Annotated in this window: 12 protein-coding genes; 6 read left to right on the top strand and 6 right to left on the bottom strand. The window is 61.6% G+C overall.

Annotated elements, in window-relative coordinates; genetic code table 11:
- Positions 1-1,598 precede the first annotated feature (1,598 nt).
- Entirely contained in the window at positions 1,599-3,299 is a 1,701-nt protein-coding gene (locus ACMO9O_RS00080) for an AMP-binding protein (RefSeq protein WP_418981560.1), read from the bottom strand.
- A gap of 21 nt (positions 3,300-3,320) precedes the next feature.
- Entirely contained in the window at positions 3,321-4,031 is a 711-nt protein-coding gene (plsY, locus tag ACMO9O_RS00085) for a glycerol-3-phosphate 1-O-acyltransferase PlsY (RefSeq protein ID WP_418981562.1), read from the bottom strand.
- A gap of 141 nt (positions 4,032-4,172) precedes the next feature.
- On the opposite strand from plsY, the gene der reads away from it, so the two are divergent.
- Entirely contained in the window at positions 4,173-5,477 is a 1,305-nt protein-coding gene (der, locus tag ACMO9O_RS00090) for a ribosome biogenesis GTPase Der (protein ID WP_418981564.1), read from the top strand.
- Positions 5,478-5,917: 440 nt separating this feature from the next.
- Here the strand turns inward: der and ACMO9O_RS00095 are convergent, their stop codons facing one another.
- The 4 genes from ACMO9O_RS00095 to ACMO9O_RS00110 all read right to left on the bottom strand — a co-directional run bounded on the left by ACMO9O_RS00095 (position 5,918) and on the right by ACMO9O_RS00110 (position 12,213).
- Positions 5,918-7,486, bottom strand: coding sequence for a DEAD/DEAH box helicase (locus ACMO9O_RS00095; RefSeq protein WP_418981566.1), 1,569 nt, complete (start codon positions 7,484-7,486; stop codon positions 5,918-5,920).
- A 26-nt stretch (positions 7,487-7,512) separates the two neighbouring features.
- On the bottom strand, positions 7,513-8,880 hold the full coding sequence (miaB, locus tag ACMO9O_RS00100; RefSeq protein WP_418981568.1) for a tRNA (N6-isopentenyl adenosine(37)-C2)-methylthiotransferase MiaB: 1,368 nt from the start codon (positions 8,878-8,880) through the stop codon (positions 7,513-7,515).
- Positions 8,881-8,883: 3 nt separating this feature from the next.
- Positions 8,884-9,876, bottom strand: a complete 993-nt coding sequence (locus ACMO9O_RS00105) for a YitT family protein (protein WP_418981570.1) — start codon at positions 9,874-9,876, stop codon at positions 8,884-8,886.
- A gap of 237 nt (positions 9,877-10,113) precedes the next feature.
- Positions 10,114-12,213 carry a cation:proton antiporter gene (locus ACMO9O_RS00110; RefSeq protein ID WP_418981572.1) on the bottom strand — a complete coding sequence of 700 codons (2,100 nt, stop codon included), beginning with the start codon at positions 12,211-12,213 and terminating at the stop codon, positions 10,114-10,116.
- Positions 12,214-12,783: 570 nt separating this feature from the next.
- Between ACMO9O_RS00110 and ACMO9O_RS00115 the strand changes: the two genes are divergently transcribed.
- From ACMO9O_RS00115 to ACMO9O_RS00135, 5 genes are read left to right on the top strand one after another with little or no spacing between them, the layout of a single operon-like run.
- Entirely contained in the window at positions 12,784-13,944 is a 1,161-nt protein-coding gene (locus ACMO9O_RS00115; protein WP_418981573.1) for an MFS transporter, read from the top strand.
- Between the two features lies 1 nt (position 13,945).
- Entirely contained in the window at positions 13,946-14,539 is a 594-nt protein-coding gene (locus ACMO9O_RS00120; protein WP_418981574.1) for a porin family protein, read from the top strand.
- 3 nt (positions 14,540-14,542) lie between these two features.
- Entirely contained in the window at positions 14,543-15,550 is a 1,008-nt protein-coding gene (locus tag ACMO9O_RS00125; RefSeq protein WP_418981575.1) for a PhoH family protein, read from the top strand.
- 2 nt (positions 15,551-15,552) lie between these two features.
- Positions 15,553-17,016 (top strand): aminoacyl-histidine dipeptidase, encoded by a 1,464-nt coding sequence (locus ACMO9O_RS00130; protein ID WP_418981576.1) that lies wholly within the window; start codon positions 15,553-15,555, stop codon positions 17,014-17,016.
- 5 nt (positions 17,017-17,021) lie between these two features.
- Positions 17,022-18,119 carry a diacylglycerol/lipid kinase family protein gene (locus tag ACMO9O_RS00135; RefSeq protein WP_418981577.1) on the top strand — a complete coding sequence of 366 codons (1,098 nt, stop codon included), beginning with the start codon at positions 17,022-17,024 and terminating at the stop codon, positions 18,117-18,119.
- Positions 18,120-18,191: the final 72 nt, after the last annotated feature.

Here is an 18,191-nt window from a genome sequence, read left to right on the forward strand (position 1 = left end):
GGAGCCTGCATCAGCAGCGCATAGACGTGGTGTGCCTCCCGGCGCAGGGTCTCGAAGTAATCGAGCAGCTGCGAGCGGAAGATCAGCGTTTCGAGGTATTCGCAAATCCCCGGATCATCGGCATAGTCTTTCAGCGATTTCATAGGTGAAAGTTGGGATGAGGACACAAAAAAAGACGGGCGTTATGCGCTGCCACGTCCCCGGTTTCCGATCGAGGGTGATCGGTCGCCTTTTCATAAAAGGCATAAAAAAGCAAGGGACGCGAGTACAAATCCCGTTCGAAGGTATTAGGCGACCCGGAGTGAGGAAATGTACCGCGCCCTTGCAAGTTCCGTCCTTTCGGACGGAACAAAACAAGGGCTGGCAACATTTATACCCACTCACGAAAAGTGCCTAATTTCTCGAAACGGTATAAAGAGTTGCTACTCTTTATTATGTCTTTCGGCTATGCCGAAATGTCTATTGGCAAAGTTAGCATAATTTCTGCAATCATATTAGGTTGTTGCTGATGCAAATGTAAAAAAAAGATTTCAAGGGTGCAAGCACCAGTGTAAAAAAATGTATTGATTTATTCTTTTGTATCAATGAAACAACGAAGAGACGATATATTATACGATATGATTATTCTGCGTATTAAAGAAATACGTAAAATTCATAATCATTCGCAAGAATATGTTGTCGAAAATACAAAATTGGATATTCCACATTTTGAATCGGGGAGATATGTTCCCTCAATAGGTTCGCTTGCAATATTTTGTAGGTTCTATGGGATTACTCTCGACGAGTTTTTCGCCCCGTTGAACTATCCCCCAAATGAGAAATAATTAAACCTGACGGAAAGAGGAATCTTTCCGTTTTTTGTATAAAGGTGTGGAGGGCCGCAGCCTGCGAAGGACGGTGATGCGTGGCCTCTTATTGACGGTTTGGTTCAGTACTCTCGGGCAGCAGCCTGCGGAGTGCACGCGAAAAGCGGGCCTCCGCCGCCGGAGGCTGCGGCCCGCCGGCTCTTCGAGCCGCTGCCGGCATGCAAAAATTCATATCTGATGTTCTTCGTCCCTCCCGAGCGAGGGGGCAGGGGTGGGATCAGATTTGCAGACGCGGCGGGACGCCGCGAGATTCGGCGATCGAAAGCGTATTTACGTTGGTGGAATCCCTGACCGGGCGGTGCGATTATCCGCCTGGGCCTCCGCGCCCGGCGGCTGCGGCTCGCCGGTTCTTCGAACTAAACGTTCTTGCCCTTTCTTTAGAAGAAAGGGCGAAAGAACCGCGCACGCAGAAAACGGCGGGCGTCCGTCCTCCGCCTCGCTGAACGGGCATGAACGCTAAAGCATATCGCACACCCGTTCCGGGCGCTCGGCGTCGGACAACCGCAATTCCCGCCGTTTCCAGAAGTGCGCGAGCAGGTGCGGCACACAGCGCCGCAGATTAAGATTGTAGGAACGCTTTGTTTTCGGGCGCAGCCTGCGGTCGGATAATCAAGAAGTAAATAAAAGCTACAACCTATGCAATATTAAATTTAATCCGACCGTGAGGAGTAAACGGCGGAGGCTTTCCGGATATCAAAGGCGAAGAGCTTCAGTTGCCTGCGGCAGCGCGGATTACTTACTCAGCAGCGATGGGCTGTAGAGGTAGCGTTTAATGCTTCGTTTGGGGGTCTTTTCGAACTCGGTGGGGTAGATCACCAGCTCCGAAACCCGCTCGTAGGCGGCCAGCAGTTTGTTCAGCTCCTCGAGGTTGTTCTGCATGATCTGCGGCAGGTCGTTCTTGTCGACACCCTCCTTCTCGGCCTGCTCGTAGTCGGGAACCACGAGCGCCTTGAGCCGACCGTTCCCCGCGTCTACAACAAGCGATTCGAGCACCATATACATGTTGTTGAGCTTGTCCTCGATCTCTTCGGGGTAGATGTTCTGCCCGTTGCCCGAAAGGATCATGGTCTTCGAGCGGCCGCGGATGTAGAGCGTGCCGTCCGCGTCCATCGTGCCCATGTCGCCCGTGTGGAGCCAGCCGTCGGCGTCGAGCACCTTCTGCGTATCCTTGTCGTTCTTGTAGTAGCCGGCCATGACGTGCTCGCCGCGGACGACGATCTCGCCGGCCACGTGCTCCGGGTCGGGCGAGTCGATCTTCACCTCGAGCATCTCGCGGATGTAGCGCCCGCACGATCCGGCCTTGAACTCGTTGTCGGGCGCGAAGCTGACGAGCGGGGCGCACTCGGTCATGCCGTAGCCGATGGTGATCGGGAAGCGAATCTTCATCAGGAACGCCTCGGTCTCCTGGTTCATCGGTGCGCCGCCCACGATGAAGATCGTGACGTTGCCGCCGAAGGCGTCCATCAGTTTCTTGCGGATTACCGAGTGGATGGCCGTGTTGAGCAGCGGAATCTTCATGGCGATCGACATGGGACCTTTCTCGAGCAGCGGAAGCACCTGCTTGCGGTAGACCTTTTCGAGGATCATCGGCACGCAGCAGATGATCGTCGGCTTGACGACGGCCATCGCTTCGAGCAGAATCTTGGGCGAGGGGATGCGGCCCAGCAGCGTGATGTGTCCGCCCACGGCCAGCGGGGCCAGAAAGTCGAACGCGCAGCCGTAAGCGTGGGCCAGCGGCAGGAACGAGAGGGTGCGGCCGCCTTTCTGGAAATAGAGCGTGCCGGTCTGCGTATTGAGCGCCGACATGGCGAACAGCACGTTGCCCGTCAGGTTATTGACCGTAAGCATCACCCCTTTCGAGTAGCCGGTGGTTCCCGACGTATAGTTGAGCAGGATTACCCGGTCGTTGGGTATTTCGGGGTATTTGATGTCGTTGATGCTGAAGCCGCGCGGGTATTTGGCGCGGTAGTTCTTCAGGATGTCGCGCTGGAACTTGGTCAGCGCCTTGCCGTCGCGTTCGTAGATGACGTGGAAGTCGGTCAGCGAGAAGACGGCCTCGATCTGTCGGATCTGGTCCTCCTCGATCACGTCCCAGAAGTTGTCGCCCAGGAACAGCAGGCGGCTCTCCGAGTGGTTGACGATATGGATGACGTCCGAGGGGGTGAAGTCCTGCAGGATGGGCACGATGACTGCGCCGTAGGTGATCGTGCCGATGTAGGTGATGCACCAGCGGGGGTTGTTGCGGCCGATCAGGGCGATCTTGTCGCCCTGCTTGATGCCCGCTTTCTTGAAAATCAGGTGGAGTTTGGCGATCTCCTTCGCCATTTCGTAGTACGAGAACTCTTCGTTTTTGAAGTAGTCGGTCAGCGCCGGCATTTCGCGGTTTTCGCGGAAACTCTGCTCGTAAATCCGGATGAGGTTCTCCTGTAACATGGGCGGGTCGGTATTACGTGGTTATTTCCCTTGCGTCGGGTCGTCGGGGCTCTTCGCGCCGGCATCTTTCTCGGGGTCGATTTTCACGGGCCGCTGCCGCCAGATGTAGGTTTTCGATTCGGTTCCCGCGATCAGCCGCCGGATGTTCTTGCGGTGGGTGACGATCAGCAGAATGGCGATCACGAACGAGAAGACGTCGAAGGGGATCGACTCGTTGACCTTGGGCGAGATGAGCGTGAAGACAGGGAAGCAGCAGCCGGCGATCAGCGAGGCGAGCGAGACGTAGTGCGAGACCATCAGCACCACGAACCACACCCCGAAGCAGAGCAGCGCCACGGGCGGGTAGATGCCTGTCACGGCCCCGACGAGCGTTGCCACGCCCTTGCCGCCGCGGAATCCGGCGAAAATGGGGAAGATGTGCCCGAGCACGGCGGCGAACACGGCGACGATCTTGAGGTTGATCAGGTCGTTGTCGCCGATGTGGACGTCGTATTTGAGCATTTCGATGATGGTGACCGCCACGAATCCCTTCAGGAAGTCCAGTGCGAAGACCGGCAGGGCGGCCCGGCGGCCCAGCACGCGCAGCATATTGGTCGTGCCCGCGTTCTTCGAGCCGTGCTCGCGGATGTCGATGCCGTAATATTTTTTGCCGATCCAGACAGCGCTCGGAATCGAGCCTAACAGATAGGCGATGATAATCATCGTCGTAGCGGTGTAGTAGGTCAGTATCATGCGGTCACGCAAGTGGGTTTATAGATGCAAATATAATCAAAAATTCCGGATGTGGAAGCTGCGGTGGAAAAAACCGGGGGCGGGGAACGGCGTTTTCGGAAGAAATTCGTACCTTTGCACCCTAAATAAAAAGTATAGCGTATGAGCCTGGTAGCAATCGTCGGACGCCCCAACGTGGGCAAATCGACCCTCTTCAACCGCCTTGTAGGAGAGCGGAAGGCCATCGTGGACGCGACGGCCGGAACCACGCGCGACCGCCACTACGGCAAGACCGACTGGAACGGACGCGAGTTCTCGGTGATCGACACGGGCGGCTACACGGTCAATTCGGAGGACGTCTTCGAGAGCGAGATCCGCCGTCAGGTGCTCCTGGCCATCGACGAGGCGGACGTAATCCTCTTTCTGGTCGATGTGCGCACGGGCATCACCGATCTGGACGCGCTGATGGCCGACATTCTGCGCCGCACCTCCAAAAAGGTAATCCTGGTCTGCAACAAGGTCGACACCAACGAGCAGATCTACTCCTCGCACGAGTTCTACGCGCTGGGGTTGGGCGATCCCTACTGCATCTCCTCGATGTCCGGAAGCGGCACGGGCGATCTGATGGACGCCATCCTCGCGGCGCTGCCCGCCGACACGCAGGCCGAGGCGGACGACGACCTGCCGCGCATCACCATCGTCGGACGGCCCAATGTCGGCAAATCGTCGATGACCAACGCCCTGCTGGGCGAGGAGCGCAATATCGTGACTTCGGTGGCCGGAACCACGCGCGACTCGATCCATACGCGCTACAACAAGTTCGGCATGGATTTCTACCTGGTCGACACTGCCGGCATGCGCAAGAAGGGCAAGGAGATGGAGGACCTGGAGTTCTACTCCGTGATGCGCTCGATCCGCGCCATCGAGAGTTCGGATGTCTGCATCCTGATGCTCGACGCGCAGCAGGGACTCGAATCGCAGGACCTCAATATCCACAACCTGATCGTCCGCAACCGCAAGGGGTGCGTGATCGTGGTCAACAAGTGGGATTTGATCGAGAAGGAGAACAATACGATGAAGGAGTGGACCGAGTTTCTGAAGAAGAAGCTCGCGCCGTTCAACGACATTCCGATCATCTTCACCTCGGCGCTCACCAAACAGCGCATTCTCGACGTACTGCAAACGGCCATCCGCGTCTTCCAGTCGCGCAAACGCCGCATCCCGACCTCGGAACTTAACGAGGTGCTGCTGCCGCTGATCGAGAACTATCCGCCGCCGGCCACTAAAGGCAAATACATCAAAATCAAGTACGTGACTCAGCTTCCCACGCCGACGCCTCAGTTCGCGTTCTTCGTCAACCTGCCGCAGTATATCAAGGAGCCGTACCGGCGTTTTCTGGAGAACAACATCCGCGACCGCTGGGATTTCGCCGGCGTGCCGATGCAGATCTATTTCCGGCAGAAATAAACCATTTTTTACGCGGCGGGGGCAAGGATTTCCGGCAGCGATAATTCACTCCGATTGCATTTTGCAGTCCGCAGAGGGCGAAGGTTGGGCCGCAGGTCAAATGCAACCCTTCGCACCGGGCGGCTGCGGGCTGCCGGGTCTGTCCGCCCCGAATGTATATTTATAAAGGCCTTCCGAGATAATTGCAATTATTTATTGCTTTCTCAGCCTGCAGCCGGCGGAGGCCAAACGAAACGAATGTGGAGTGCAGCCCTCCGCACCGGGCGGCTGCGGGCTGCCGGGGCCGACGGCTGCCCCGATCATTTCATTCTCATGCAGAATAGCTATGCAATAGTATATTGTTTTATTTTTCCCGTAAACGCACAGAGGGGCAGTAACCGCTCCTCCATAGAAACAACCGTGCCCCGAGGGACACGGTAACTGTTGTACGGAAGCAAGAATTACTCCGCAGAAGTGCCTCCGCCTCCTGCCTGCGGGACGCTTCCGCCCGACTGGGGCGTGCCCTCGTCCGCGGTTTTGCCGCCGTTCCCGCGGCGGTTGCGGCCTCCGCGGCGTTTGCGGTCGCGCGAACCCCGGTTGCCCTCGCCGCGTCCCGACGCGTGGTCGTTATCGAGCGGGGCAGACGGATTCACACCTGCCGTAGCCTCCGAAGTGGGGGCCTGCGCCGTCTCGGGTCGTCCTTCCGACCGCTTCCTCTCGCCGCCTGACCGCTCGCCGCGGCCCGAGCGCTCGCCCCGACTGCCCGAGCGTTCTCCGCGGCCTCCCGAACGATCTCCGCGGCTTCCTGAGCGTTCGCCCCGTCCTCCCGGACGACCTCCTGCGGTCCGTCCGCGTCCGAAGCGCCCCCGGTTTTCGTCGGGCGCATATTTGGGCCCTTCGCCCACCGCTGCGGGCAGCTCCGCCTTGCGAATATCCTTCTCGATGAACTTCTCGATCTGGTGGAAACGGCCCTGGTCCTCTTCGCTGACGAACGTCACGGCAGCTCCGGAGGCCGCAGCGCGGGCCGTGCGGCCGATGCGGTGGATGTAGTCCTCGGGGTCGTGCGGCACGTCGTAGTTGATGACCATGCCGATATCCTCCACGTCGATGCCGCGTGCCACGATGTCCGTAGCGACCAGAATCGAGATTTTGTTGTTGCGGAAAGCGAGCATCACCTCCTCGCGCTGGGCTTGCTCCAGATCGGAGTGCATCGCTGCGACGTTGAGTTTCATCCGCTTGAGCGTATGGGCCAACTCCTTGACCTTGAGTTTCGAGGAGGAGAAGATGATGGTTTTCGAATCGGTCGGCTCGGCGAACATTTCGCGGATGATGCCCAGCTTCTGGCTTTCGTAGCAGACGTAGGCCGACTGGTCGATGGCCTCGTTGGGCTTCGAAATGGCGATGTTGACCTCGGCGGGGTTGTGCAGGATGGTCTTGGCCAGTTCGCGGATTTTCGGCGGCAGCGTGGCCGAGAACATGATGGTCTGCCGCTGCTTGGGCATGTACGACACGATCTTCATGATGTCCTCCGAAAAGCCCATGTCCAGCATGCGGTCGGCCTCGTCGAGGATCAGGCATTCGACGTGCGAGAGGTCGATGCCGCTATTCTGGATGTGGGAGATCATGCGGCCCGGAGTGGCGATCACCACGTCCGAACCCATCAGCATGCCCTTTTTCTGCACGTCCCACCCCTTGCCGTCGCCGCCGCCGTAGACGACCGTCGTCGAGACGGGCAGGTAGTACGAGAAGCCCTGGAACTGCTGGTCGATCTGCTGGGCCAGCTCGCGCGTGGGTACGATGATGACCGACTTGATCACGTTGTCCTCGTTGCCCTCCAGCAGCAGCTTGTTCAGCAGCGGCAGCGTGTAAGCCGCCGTTTTTCCTGTTCCGGTCTGGGCGCAGCCGATGATGTCGCGCCCCTCGAGGATGATGGGGATGGTGTGCTCCTGCACGGGGGTCATCTCCTCGAAATGCATATCTTCAAGTCCGTCGAGGATTTCATCCTCCAGGGGAAGTTCGTCAAATCGCATAAATAGTAACTCTTAATGGTTAGTTCTTAATTTTTTTTCGGTTCGGCGATCTCTTCGCCGAACAGAGTCGCTGCCGTGCAGCCCGTGATGCGGACGCGCACGTAGTCACCGATCCGGCGGTCGCCGCGGTCGAAGACCACGACCTTGTTCTGCGAGGTGCGGCCCGAGAGCTGGTTGGGGTCCCGTTTGGACAACCCCTCGACCAGCACCTCCGCTTCGCGTCCCACGTCGCGGCGGTTGCTCGCCAGACCCAGTTCGTTTTGCAGGGCGATGATCTCCGAAAGGCGGCGGGATTTCACCGCGTCGGGCACGTCGTCCGGCAGGTGTCGCTGCGCGTAGGTCCCGGGTCGCTCGGAATATTTGAACATGTAGGCGAAGTCGTAGCCCACCTCGCGCATGAGCGACAGCGTGGCGGCGTGCTCCTCCTCGGTCTCGCCCGAGAATCCGGCGATCAGGTCGGTGGTCACCGAACAGTCGGGCAGCATGCGGCGGATGGCGGCGATGCGGTCGAGATACCACTCGCGCGTGTATTTGCGGTTCATCCTTTGGAGCATCGAGCTGGCGCCCGACTGCGCCGGCAGGTGGATCGAACGGCAGATGTTGGGCATGGCGGCCATCACCTCCAGCAGCCGGTCGCTCAGGTCCTTGGGGTGCGACGTGGCGAAGCGCACGCGCAGCAGCGGCGAGATCGTCGCCACGAGGCGCAGCAATTCGGGAAAGTCGACCTCTCCGAAGCGGTAGGAGTTGACGTTCTGCCCCAGCAGCGTCACCTCGCGGTAGCCGTTGTCGAACAGCGTGCGGGCCTCGGCCACGATCGTTTCGGCGTCGCGGCTTCGTTCGCGGCCCCGCGTGTAGGGAACTACGCAGTAGGAGCAGAAGTTGTTGCAGCCGCGCATGATCGAGACGAATGCGCTCACCCCGTTGCGGTCGAGCCGCACGGGTGCGATCTCGGCGTAGGTCTCCTCGGTCGAGAGCAGCACGTTGATCCCCTTGCCGCCCGCCTCCGCCTCGCGGACCAGCCGCGGCAGGTCGCGGTAGGCGTCGGGTCCCGCCACGACGTCGACCCCCTCGGGGCCCTCGACGAGGCGCTCCTTCAGCCGCTCGGCCATGCAGCCGATGACCCCGACCACCACGCCCGGCCGTGCCCTGCGGTAGCGGCGTATCTCGGCCAGCCGTCCCCAGATGCGCTGTTCGGCGTTGTCGCGGATCGAACAGGTGTTCAACAGGATGATGTCCGCTTGGTCGATCCGATCCGTGTAGACATATCCCTCGCGCTGCATCAGCGACACCACGATCTCCGTGTCGCCGACGTTCATCTGGCAGCCGTACGTTTCTATGAAAAGTTTGCGTCCCGCGCCCTGAAGCGGGCGCAGCGTGTTGACATTCGGATTCATTCGTTACTGGGCTTGTATCTCGTCCTTTTCGGGGAAGGGCTTGAAGCCTTCGCCGTAGGTGTCGTAGGCGTCGGTCACCACGACGAATGCCTTGGGGTCGATCTCCTTGATCTTGTGCTGCACCAAATGCACTTCCTTGCGGCTGACGACCAGGAAGATCATGTCGCGCGACTGGTCGGTGTACATGCCCCGCGAGTGGATGTAGGTGGCGCTGCGGTCGAGGTCCTCGATGATGAAGCGTTTGAGTTCGGCGTGCTGCTGGCTGATGATGAAGAGCAGTTTGTCGTACGACGCGCCGTCGAGCAGGTAGGCCACCACCCGCGAGGAGATATAGATGGTGATGAGCGAGTAGAGCGTCAGCATCCAGCCGTTCGACGCGGCCTCGCCCAGTCCCAGACCGAAGCCGATGACCACCAGACCCGACAGGACGACGAAACCGTCGGCCAGCAGGATGCCCGTGGAGAACTTGATGCCCGCGAATTTCTGCAACAGCATGCCCACGATGTCCGTGCCGCCTGTGGTGGCCTGCTGGCGCACGACGATGCCCTGTCCCAGGCCGACGACCACCGCGCCGATGATGCACGTCAGCAGCAGGTCGTGCGACAGGTCGAGCCGGCCGCCCAGCAGCAGCGACGGGTCGAGCGATTCGATCGCCTGCGGATCGTCCGGATAGACCAGCCGCGTGAGAAGGTTCATGAATCCCGGCGTGTAGAGGGCCGCCAGCACCGTGCGCGTTCCGAACTGCCCGCCGAAGACGAGCATGGCCGTCAGCATCAGCGGGATGTCGAACATGTAGCCGAACGTACCCACCTGCACCGAGGGGAAGATGTTGTGAAGGACGATACCCATGCCGTAAACGCCGCCGGGGACGAACTTGTAGGGGTTGATGAAGAGCACGAAACCCGCGCCCATAATCGAACACCCCAGGAAAATGAGGAACCACGAGCGCCACCACGCCCAGGAACCCATCGGTTCGAGCAATGCCTTCGTATTCATAGCACCTTTAATTTTGTTTGCAAAGACGACGCGCAACGGGCGGAACCTGCGTGCGTTCCTACACGTACCGGAGTGCGGCCTGTCTGAGCCGAGGTTTATAATGTGCAAAGATAGTGTAAACGGTCCGTAAAACCAAATGCGCCGGAAAATCGTGCGGCTGCCGTTTCCGGGGCCTCGCCGGAGCCTCCGAATCCGGCCTGTAATCCGCCTGCAGACGGTCGTCGCAATCCGTCCGCCTCAGAGATAGCGGTTGTCGGTCTTGCCCGCCTGCTCGGGGAATACCAGCACGAAGCTGTTTTCGGGCAGCTGCTCCTCCAGATAACCCGGCACGCGGCTCATGGCGGCTTGGTAGGAGATGCGGTCGCGGCGGCTCATGACGATCCACACGCAGTCGTCTGGGCGGACCTGACCGAGCAGCGTCGCGGGCAGTTCGTCCCAGCTCTCCTCGGGAGGATGGACCACGTAGGAGGCGATGTCGGCGCGGCGGCGCTTGCGGCGCAGCTGCTCGACGGTCTGCTCCGTGGCGTGGAAGATTAGCTTGGCCCCCGTGTCGTGCGCGAGGTGGCGGATGCGCAGCACCCAGGTTTGGAATCCCGCTTCCAGCTCCGCCTTGCGCGGCACGATGACCAGGTGGCGGCGGACGGTCGGAAGGGGCTGCGCCGCGCGGTAGACGAACGTGGTGACGTTGCACTGGGCGATGACGGCCGGGATGAGCTTGCCCAGCGGCGAGGGGCTGCCTGCGCCCAGCATGCCGGGGACGGTCAGCGTCGGTGCATCGTCGTCGCGGTGCATGCCCAGCACCAGGTCGGTGATGTTGCGTTCGCGCACGACGCTGACGATGGCGTTGACGGCGTTTACGTCGTAGCGGAGCAGCCGGTGGAGGTGAATATTGGCCGCCGCGGCCGCCGTGACGGCCTGATCGAGCAGTTTGTGGGCACGCTTCTGCACGTCGGGATCGTCGATGTTGTTGTCGATGGCTTTCAGCGCATAGAGACTGCGGTATTTCTGCTTGGTGACGGCGATGCTCAGCCCGACCAGTTCGCCGATGCTTTCGGCGCGGGAGATCGGGATGAGCACGTGCTCGCCCGTGCCTTCGCTTTCGGGGTCGGCCTGCTCGCCCTTGGCGGCGATGTTGTGCGCCCCGCGCTGCGCCGCGAACGTGGAGATGGTGCAGGTGGCCAGGATCATCAGGATCGTGCCGTTGAGCACGCTTTCGTCCAGCAGGCGGATCGGTTCGCCGTCGGGCGTCTGACCCAGCACGACGTTGTAGCCGACCATCACGGCCGCCAGCGTCGCGGCCACGTGGGCCGAGCTGAGCCCGAAGATCATCGTGCGCTGATCGCGCGAGAGACGGAAGGTCTTCTGCGTGAGGTAGGCCGCGGCGTACTTGGCCGAGGTGACCAGCACGATCATCACCGCGGCCACCTCGATGCTCTCCCAGTCGCGGAAGAACGCGCGGTAGTCGATCAGCATGCCCACGCCGATCAGAAAGAAGGGGATGAAGATGGCGTTGCCGACGAAATCGATGCGGTTCATCAGCGCCGAGGTGCGCGGAATGAGCCGGTTGAGGGCCAGTCCGGCCAGGAACGCGCCGATGATCGGCTCCAGCCCGGCCAGATGGGCCAGGTAGGCCCCCAGAAAGACCATCACCAGCACGAAAACGTATTGCGCCACGTTGTCGCTGCACCGCTTGAAGAACCAGTGGGCCAGCGGCGGGAACAGCAGGACAATCACCGCGATGCACGCCGCCACCGAGCCGCTCAGCCGATACCAGAAGTGCTCGTCGACATTGCCCGTGGCCATCCCGACGATCACCGTGAGCAGCAGCAGCGCCAGCGTGTCGGTGATGACCGTACCGCCGACGGAGATCGTGACGGACTTGTCGCGCGTGATGCCGAGTTTGCTGACGATGGGGTAGGCGATCAGCGTCTGCGAGGCGAACAGTCCGGCCAGCAGGATCGAGGAGTAGATCGGGAAGCCCAAGAGGTAGTGCCCGGCCAGTATGCCGAACAGCAGCGGGATGCAGAAGGTGTAGAGACCGAAGACCAGGCTGCGCCAGCTGTTTTTGCGGAAGTCGCTCATGTCCAGTTCCAGTCCCGAGAGGAACATGATGTAGAGCAGTCCGGCCGTGCCCGAGAGGATGATGCTGCTGTCACGCAGGACGAGATTCAATCCGTGGGGACCGATCACCGCACCCGCGATGATAAGTCCCAGCAGGTAGGGGATTTTGAGCTTGTTGAGCAGCAGCGGAGCCGCAAGGATGATGACCAGAATCAGGAGGAACTTGAGAATCGGGTCCTCCAGCGGCAGGGTTATATGGGCGAAAAGCGGCAGCATGTGTATCGGTTTGCGTAGGTGTGTTATGGTGACAAAACCCGCCCGGCGTGCCGTTTCCGATTCGAAACAGTTGCTATAAAGGTTTTGTGTTGCATTCTCTCAGCCGCCGGTTTGCGGCTCATCGGAGCCGTTGGGCCACAATTGGGTTAATCTGTTTCGACCTATAGGTCGGCGGGCCGCAGCCTCCGACCGCGGAGGCCCGCTTTCCGCGCCCCTCCGCAGGCTGCTGCCCGTACCTGATCTGCCTCCTCCGAGCGGTCAGTGGATCGTGGGGCTGTATCCCATTGCCCCCCCCCACCGGCTCCAAGACGTTCCGCCTTTTTGCAGGCAGCCCCGCTGCAACCGAGGGACAAATATACCAAAAATCGGGAAATTCGCAAGTCGCCGGGCGCGGAATTTGTGAAAACGCCGTCCGGACCGCAACCCGCCCCATACCCGCGGGAACAACGCTCCCGGACCGCCGTCCGCCGGGGAGGGGCCGCTGTGCGGACAGAAAAAATCGGGATCGACGCTCGATGTTTGCGCAAAAAAACGTAACTTTGAAAAATCGAAATGGGAAAAAACGAAGCTATGAACTCTCGGAAAGTCGATAAGCGCTTGTTGTGGCCCGTATTGGCGGGTTTCTTCATCATGGGTTTCTGCGACATCGTGGCCCCCGTCACGGGCCGGATCGCCGCGGAGTTCGGCCCCGAGCGGCAGGCTGCGGTGAGTTTCCTGCCGACGATGGTCTTTCTGTGGTTCCTGGTGCTTTCGGCCCCCGTGGCCGCGCTGATGAACCGCTGGGGCCGCAAGCGCACGGCGCTGACGGGCTACGCCTTCACGATCGTCGGCCTGCTGGTTCCCTACCTGGCGGGCGAAGGGAGTTCGCTGGGGTGGTATTTCGCCGGGTTCGGCCTGCTGGGCATCGGCAATACGGTCGTTCAGGTGGCCGTCAATCCGCTGCTGGCGACGATCGTGCCCGCGGAGCGGATGACCAGCTACCTGACCGTGGGGCAGATTTTCCGCAACACCTCGCTGTTGCTGCTGGCTCCCATCGTCACGGGGCTGGTCGCCTGGACGGGTTCGTGGCGGCTGTTGCTGCCCCTCTACGCCGCGCTGACGGTCGTGGGCGGCGTGTGGCTGCAGCTGACTGCGGTCCCCGAACCGTCCGAAACGGGCCGTGCCGCCGGACTGGCCGACTGCTTCCGCCTGCTGCGCAACCGCCGGGTGCTGCTCTCGGCGCTGGGCGTGGCCGCGTTCATCGCCGCCGACGTGGGGATCAACTTCGTCGCCGTGCGGCTGATCGACAACCCCTCGTCGATCCTCACCACGACGGGTTTCTACGCCTGCCGCATCGTCGGCACGCTGGTCGGTGCGTGGGTGCTGATCCGCTACTCCGACGTGAAATACCTCAACCGCAACATGGCGCTGGCGCTGGCGGCCCTCGCGTGGCTGCTCGTGCTGCGTCAGGCCGACGCGATCTACGTGATCGTCGGTCTGCTGGGCTTTGCCATGTCGTGCGTCTTCGCCACTTTCTATGCGGTGGCGACCAAAGCCGTTGCGGAGCGCGAAGCCAACGGCGTGGCGGGGCTGATGATCCTGGCCATCTCGGCCGGAGCGCTCTCCGGCCCGGTGTGCGGGGCGTTGATTCGCTGGACCGGCTATGCGCCTTGCGGGCTGTTGTTTCCGCTCCTGTGCGTGGGATATATGTTCTGGGCTTCGTTCCGGTTGAATACCAAAAACTCAAAATAGCATGCGCAAGATTTTACTGACCCTGCTGCTGGCCGCTGCGGCCCTCACCGCTTCGGCGCAAAGACCCCGCACGCGCGTGGAGTGGGGCTTCGTGGGAGGTCTCAACATCCCCGACTTTACCACCAACATGGACCAGACCGAGATCAAGAACAAACTCGGCTGGCAGGCCGGCATCGTCACGGCCATCAACTTCGGCGCCGTGGCCGTCGAGCCGCAGATACTCTACGTGCGGCAGGGGCTGCGCATCCGTCCCGAGGGCGGCGACGAGATCAACCTCAAATCCAACTCGATCGACGTGCCGGTGCTGGCGTCGCTGCGCCTGCTGCATCCGGTGCGCATCTTCGCAGGTCCGGTCTTCACGGTGATGAACGACTGCAAGCAGAAGTCGGGCGGTGATCTTTTGGATTTCGGCCGGGTGCGTCCGTCGGTTTCCTATACGGTGGGCGCGAGCATCGTGCTGATGCGTCACCTGCTCATCGACCTGCGCTACAACGGCCAGTTCAAGGGGAAAAAGGACGTGGTGCTGCCCGACGGGCGGCAGCTCGACAAGCTGCGTTCGTACAACGTGGCGCTCAGTTTCGGATACATCTTTTAACGCATGACGGAAGCTGTCGGTAAGGAAATTGTCCTCGAGGGGGCCGATCCCCGCGAAATTTACGGGGCGCAGAACGTCTACCTCGACCGGATTCGTACGCTGCATCCGGGCCTGAAGATCGTGGCGCGCGGCTCGTCGCTCAAGGTGCTGGGTCCCGAGCAGGAGGTCGCCCGCTTCGAGAAACGGCTCGGCGGGCTGGTCGCCTACTACCTCAAATACGGGCATATCTCCCCCGAGGTGGTCGACCAGAGCTTCGCGGGCGTCGCGGCCGAGCCCGAGACGCCCGCCGACAAGGATGTGATCGTCTACGGCAACAACGGCAACATCGTCCGTGCGCGTACCGTCAACCAGCAGCGGCTGGTCCGCTCGTACGATACGAACGACCTGCTCTTCGCCGTGGGTCCCGCCGGTTCGGGCAAGACCTACACGGCCATCGCGCTGGCCGTAAGAGCGCTCAAGGAGAAGCAGGTGCGGCGGATTATCCTCACGCGTCCGGCCGTCGAGGCGGGCGAGAAGCTGGGTTTCCTGCCCGGCGACATGAAGGAGAAGCTGGACCCCTACCTGCAGCCGCTCTACGACGCGCTGAACGACATGATTCCGCCCGCCAAGCTGGTCAAATACCTCGAGGAGGGAACCGTGCAGATCGCGCCGCTGGCCTTCATGCGCGGCCGCACGCTCGACAACGCCTTCGTCATTCTGGACGAGGCGCAGAATACGACCCTGTCGCAGATCAAGATGTTCCTCACGCGCATGGGTCGCAACGCCCGCTTCATCGTCACGGGCGACGTGACGCAGATCGACCTGCCGAAGAAGGAGGACAGCGGTCTGGTGCGCGCCATGCGCTTCTTGCGCGAAGTGAAGGGGATCGGCATGGTGGAGTTCGACCGCCGCGACATCGTGCGTCACGAGCTGGTGAAGCACATCGTCGACGCCTTCGACCGCCATGCGCAGGAGGAGAGCACCCCCGAACCCGCCGAGCGGCCAGAGAAGAAGAACCTTAAAAAAGAATAGTCATGGACAAGAACTTAACCGCGCTCAAACCTGCGCTCGTATGGAAACACTTCGCCCAGATCGTCCGCATCCCGCGTCCTTCGGGCCACGAGGAGGCGATCCGCCGCTACGTACTCGATTTCGCCCGGTCGCGCGGGCTGGAATGCTGCGAGGATGCGGCGCATAACGTCTACGTCCGCAAGCCTGCTTCCGCGGGGATGGAGAACCGCAAGGGCGTCGTCCTGCAGGCGCACCTCGACATGGTTCCGCAGAAGAACAACGACAAGCGGTTCGATTTCGAGAAGGACCCGATCGAGGCGTACGTCGACGGCGAGTGGGTGACGGCCGACGGCACGACGCTCGGCGCGGACAACGGCATCGGCGCGGCGGCCATCCTGGCCGTGCTGGAGGACGATACGCTGGTCCACGGTCCGCTCGAAGCGCTTTTCACGGCGACCGAGGAGACGGGCATGGACGGCGCTTTCGGACTGGAGAAAGGGTTGCTCAAGGGCGACATCCTGCTCAACCTCGATTCCGAGACCGAGGGCGAACTCTACGTGGGCTGCGCCGGCGGACTCGACGCCAACATCACATTCGAATATGCGGCTTCCGAGGCGCCCGCGAACGGCTATACCGCCGCCCGCATGACCGTCAAGGGGCTGAAGGGCGGTCACTCGGGCATCCAGATCGTCTGCCAGCGCGCCAACGCCAACAAAGTTTTGTTCCGTTTCCTGAACGCCGCATCGAAGAAGTGCGATCTGCTGCTCTGCTCGGTGGACGGGGGCGGACTGCGCAACGCCATCCCGCGCGAGGCCGAGGCCGTCGTGCTCGTTCCTACGGCCGACTATGCGGATTTCGCCGAGGCGGTTGCCCGGTACGAAAAAGTGATTGCGGCCGAATACGCCGGGGTGGAGGACGCCGTTTCGATCCGCGTCGAGCCGTGCGACGCCCCGCAGGAGACGATCGACCCGTCGGTGGCCGCGAAGCTGATGAAGGCCGTCGTCGGCTGTCCCGACGGGGTGCAGCGCATGTCCGAGTCGATGCCCGGACTGGTCGAGACCTCGACCAACCTGGCCCGTGTCGTTTCCGACGGCAGGAACATCAAACTGCAATGCCTGCTGCGCAGCTCGGTCAACACGGCCAAGGAGGCGCTGGGCGAGGCGATCGAAGCGGTCTTCTCGCTGGCCGGGGCCTCGGTCGAGCTGACCGGGAGCTACAACGGCTGGAATCCCGACATGTCGTCGCCAATCCTGAAGGCCATGACCGCCTCCTACGAGGCGCTGTACGGGGTGAAACCCGCCGTGACGGCCATCCATGCCGGACTGGAGTGCGGCATCATCGGTGCGAACTATCCCGGTCTGGACATGATTTCGTTCGGGCCCACGATCTGCTACCCCCACTCGCCCGACGAGAAGGTGGAGATCGCCTCGGTGGCCAGGTTCTACGACTTCCTGGTCCGCACGCTCGGTAACATTCCCGAAAAGTAGCGACGGTGGAAGCCGACCGACAGAAGTGGTTCGTGATCGTCAACCCCGTGGCCGGAGGCGGCCGCGGGCTGGACGACTTCCCGCAGATCTCCAAGCATCTGCGCGATGCGCAGATCGAGTGCGAACCGGTCTTTACGGAGCATAAATTCCACGCCACGGAACTGACGGTCACGGCCGTGAACGGCGGTTACCGCCGCATCATCGTCGTGGGCGGCGACGGCACGCTGCACGAGGTGGTCAACGGCCTGTTCATCCAGCAGGCCGTGCGCCCCGACGAGGTGCTGCTGGCCGTGGTGGCCGTCGGCACGGGCAACGACTGGGTCCGCACGTTCGGCATCTCGAACCGGATCAAGGACGCCGTTAGGGCCATCAGCGAGGGGCATTCGTTCCTGCAGGACGTGGGCGTGGTCTCCTACGAGGAGTCGCACTACCGGCAGAGCCGCTACATCGCCAACGTGGCCGGAGCGGGGTTCGACGCCTACGTCATCCGCCGCCTGTCCCACCTCAAGAAGAAGGGCCGCAAGAGCCGCTGGCGCTATACGTGGTGTCTGGTTCGTTCGTTCTTCCGCTACAAGTCCACGGGTGTCAAGGTGTGGGTCGACGACCGGCTGGTCTACAACAACCTGCTGCTGTCGGTGGCTATCGGCATCTGCAAGTACAACGGCGGCGGCATCCAGCAGCTGCCCGAAGCGGTGGCCGATGACGGCATGCTCGATTTGTCGCTCATCCGCCCGGTGCACTTCTGGCACGTGCTCTTCCGCTTCCACTACCTCTTCAACGGCGGCATCTACCGCATCCGCCACATCCTCAAGGAGCGCGGCAGCCGCATCCGCATCGAGTCCTCGCCCGAGGTCTCGGTCGAGGTCGACGGCGAACTGCTGGGCGAAACCCCGCTCGAATTTTCGGTGCTCCACAAGGCGGTCCGCATCGTGGTGGGGGCCGACTTCCTGCGCGGCATCGCCGGACAGGGTTGCGAATGTGCGCAGGCCCCTGCGGAAAGTCCGGCGGCAGCCGCGGATACGGCCGGAAACCGGACAGCCGCGGCCCTCTCCGCAAACCCCGCCGCGCCGAACGCTTCGGCCCCGCGTGCCGGAGGAATGTAGCAGGAGAGGAGAGCCTTTTCGTTTCCGACGGCCGGTTTCCCGGGTCGGTTCCGGCGGAAAGTCCGGCCGCAG

Origin of the sequence: Alistipes sp., assembly GCF_048465635.1 — a bacterium.
GTDB lineage: Bacteria > Bacteroidota > Bacteroidia > Bacteroidales > Rikenellaceae > Alistipes.

What these genes read in the sequence shown, in the direction of transcription:
- ACMO9O_RS00115 (WP_418981573.1), top strand. Translation starts at nt 12,784, where the DNA reads ATGAACTCTCGGAAAGTCGATAAGCGCTTGTTGTGGCCCGTATTGGCG.
- ACMO9O_RS00125 (WP_418981575.1), top strand. Translation starts at nt 14,543, where the DNA reads ATGACGGAAGCTGTCGGTAAGGAAATTGTCCTCGAGGGGGCCGATCCC.
- miaB (WP_418981568.1), bottom strand. Translation starts at nt 8,880, where the DNA reads ATGAATCCGAATGTCAACACGCTGCGCCCGCTTCAGGGCGCGGGACGC.
- ACMO9O_RS00130 (WP_418981576.1), top strand. Translation starts at nt 15,553, where the DNA reads ATGGACAAGAACTTAACCGCGCTCAAACCTGCGCTCGTATGGAAACAC.
- ACMO9O_RS00105 (WP_418981570.1), bottom strand. Translation starts at nt 9,876, where the DNA reads ATGAATACGAAGGCATTGCTCGAACCGATGGGTTCCTGGGCGTGGTGG.
- plsY (WP_418981562.1), bottom strand. Translation starts at nt 4,031, where the DNA reads ATGATACTGACCTACTACACCGCTACGACGATGATTATCATCGCCTAT.
- ACMO9O_RS00110 (WP_418981572.1), bottom strand. Translation starts at nt 12,213, where the DNA reads ATGCTGCCGCTTTTCGCCCATATAACCCTGCCGCTGGAGGACCCGATT.
- ACMO9O_RS00095 (WP_418981566.1), bottom strand. Translation starts at nt 7,486, where the DNA reads ATGCGATTTGACGAACTTCCCCTGGAGGATGAAATCCTCGACGGACTT.
- der (WP_418981564.1), top strand. Translation starts at nt 4,173, where the DNA reads ATGAGCCTGGTAGCAATCGTCGGACGCCCCAACGTGGGCAAATCGACC.
- ACMO9O_RS00080 (WP_418981560.1), bottom strand. Translation starts at nt 3,299, where the DNA reads ATGTTACAGGAGAACCTCATCCGGATTTACGAGCAGAGTTTCCGCGAA.
- ACMO9O_RS00120 (WP_418981574.1), top strand. Translation starts at nt 13,946, where the DNA reads ATGCGCAAGATTTTACTGACCCTGCTGCTGGCCGCTGCGGCCCTCACC.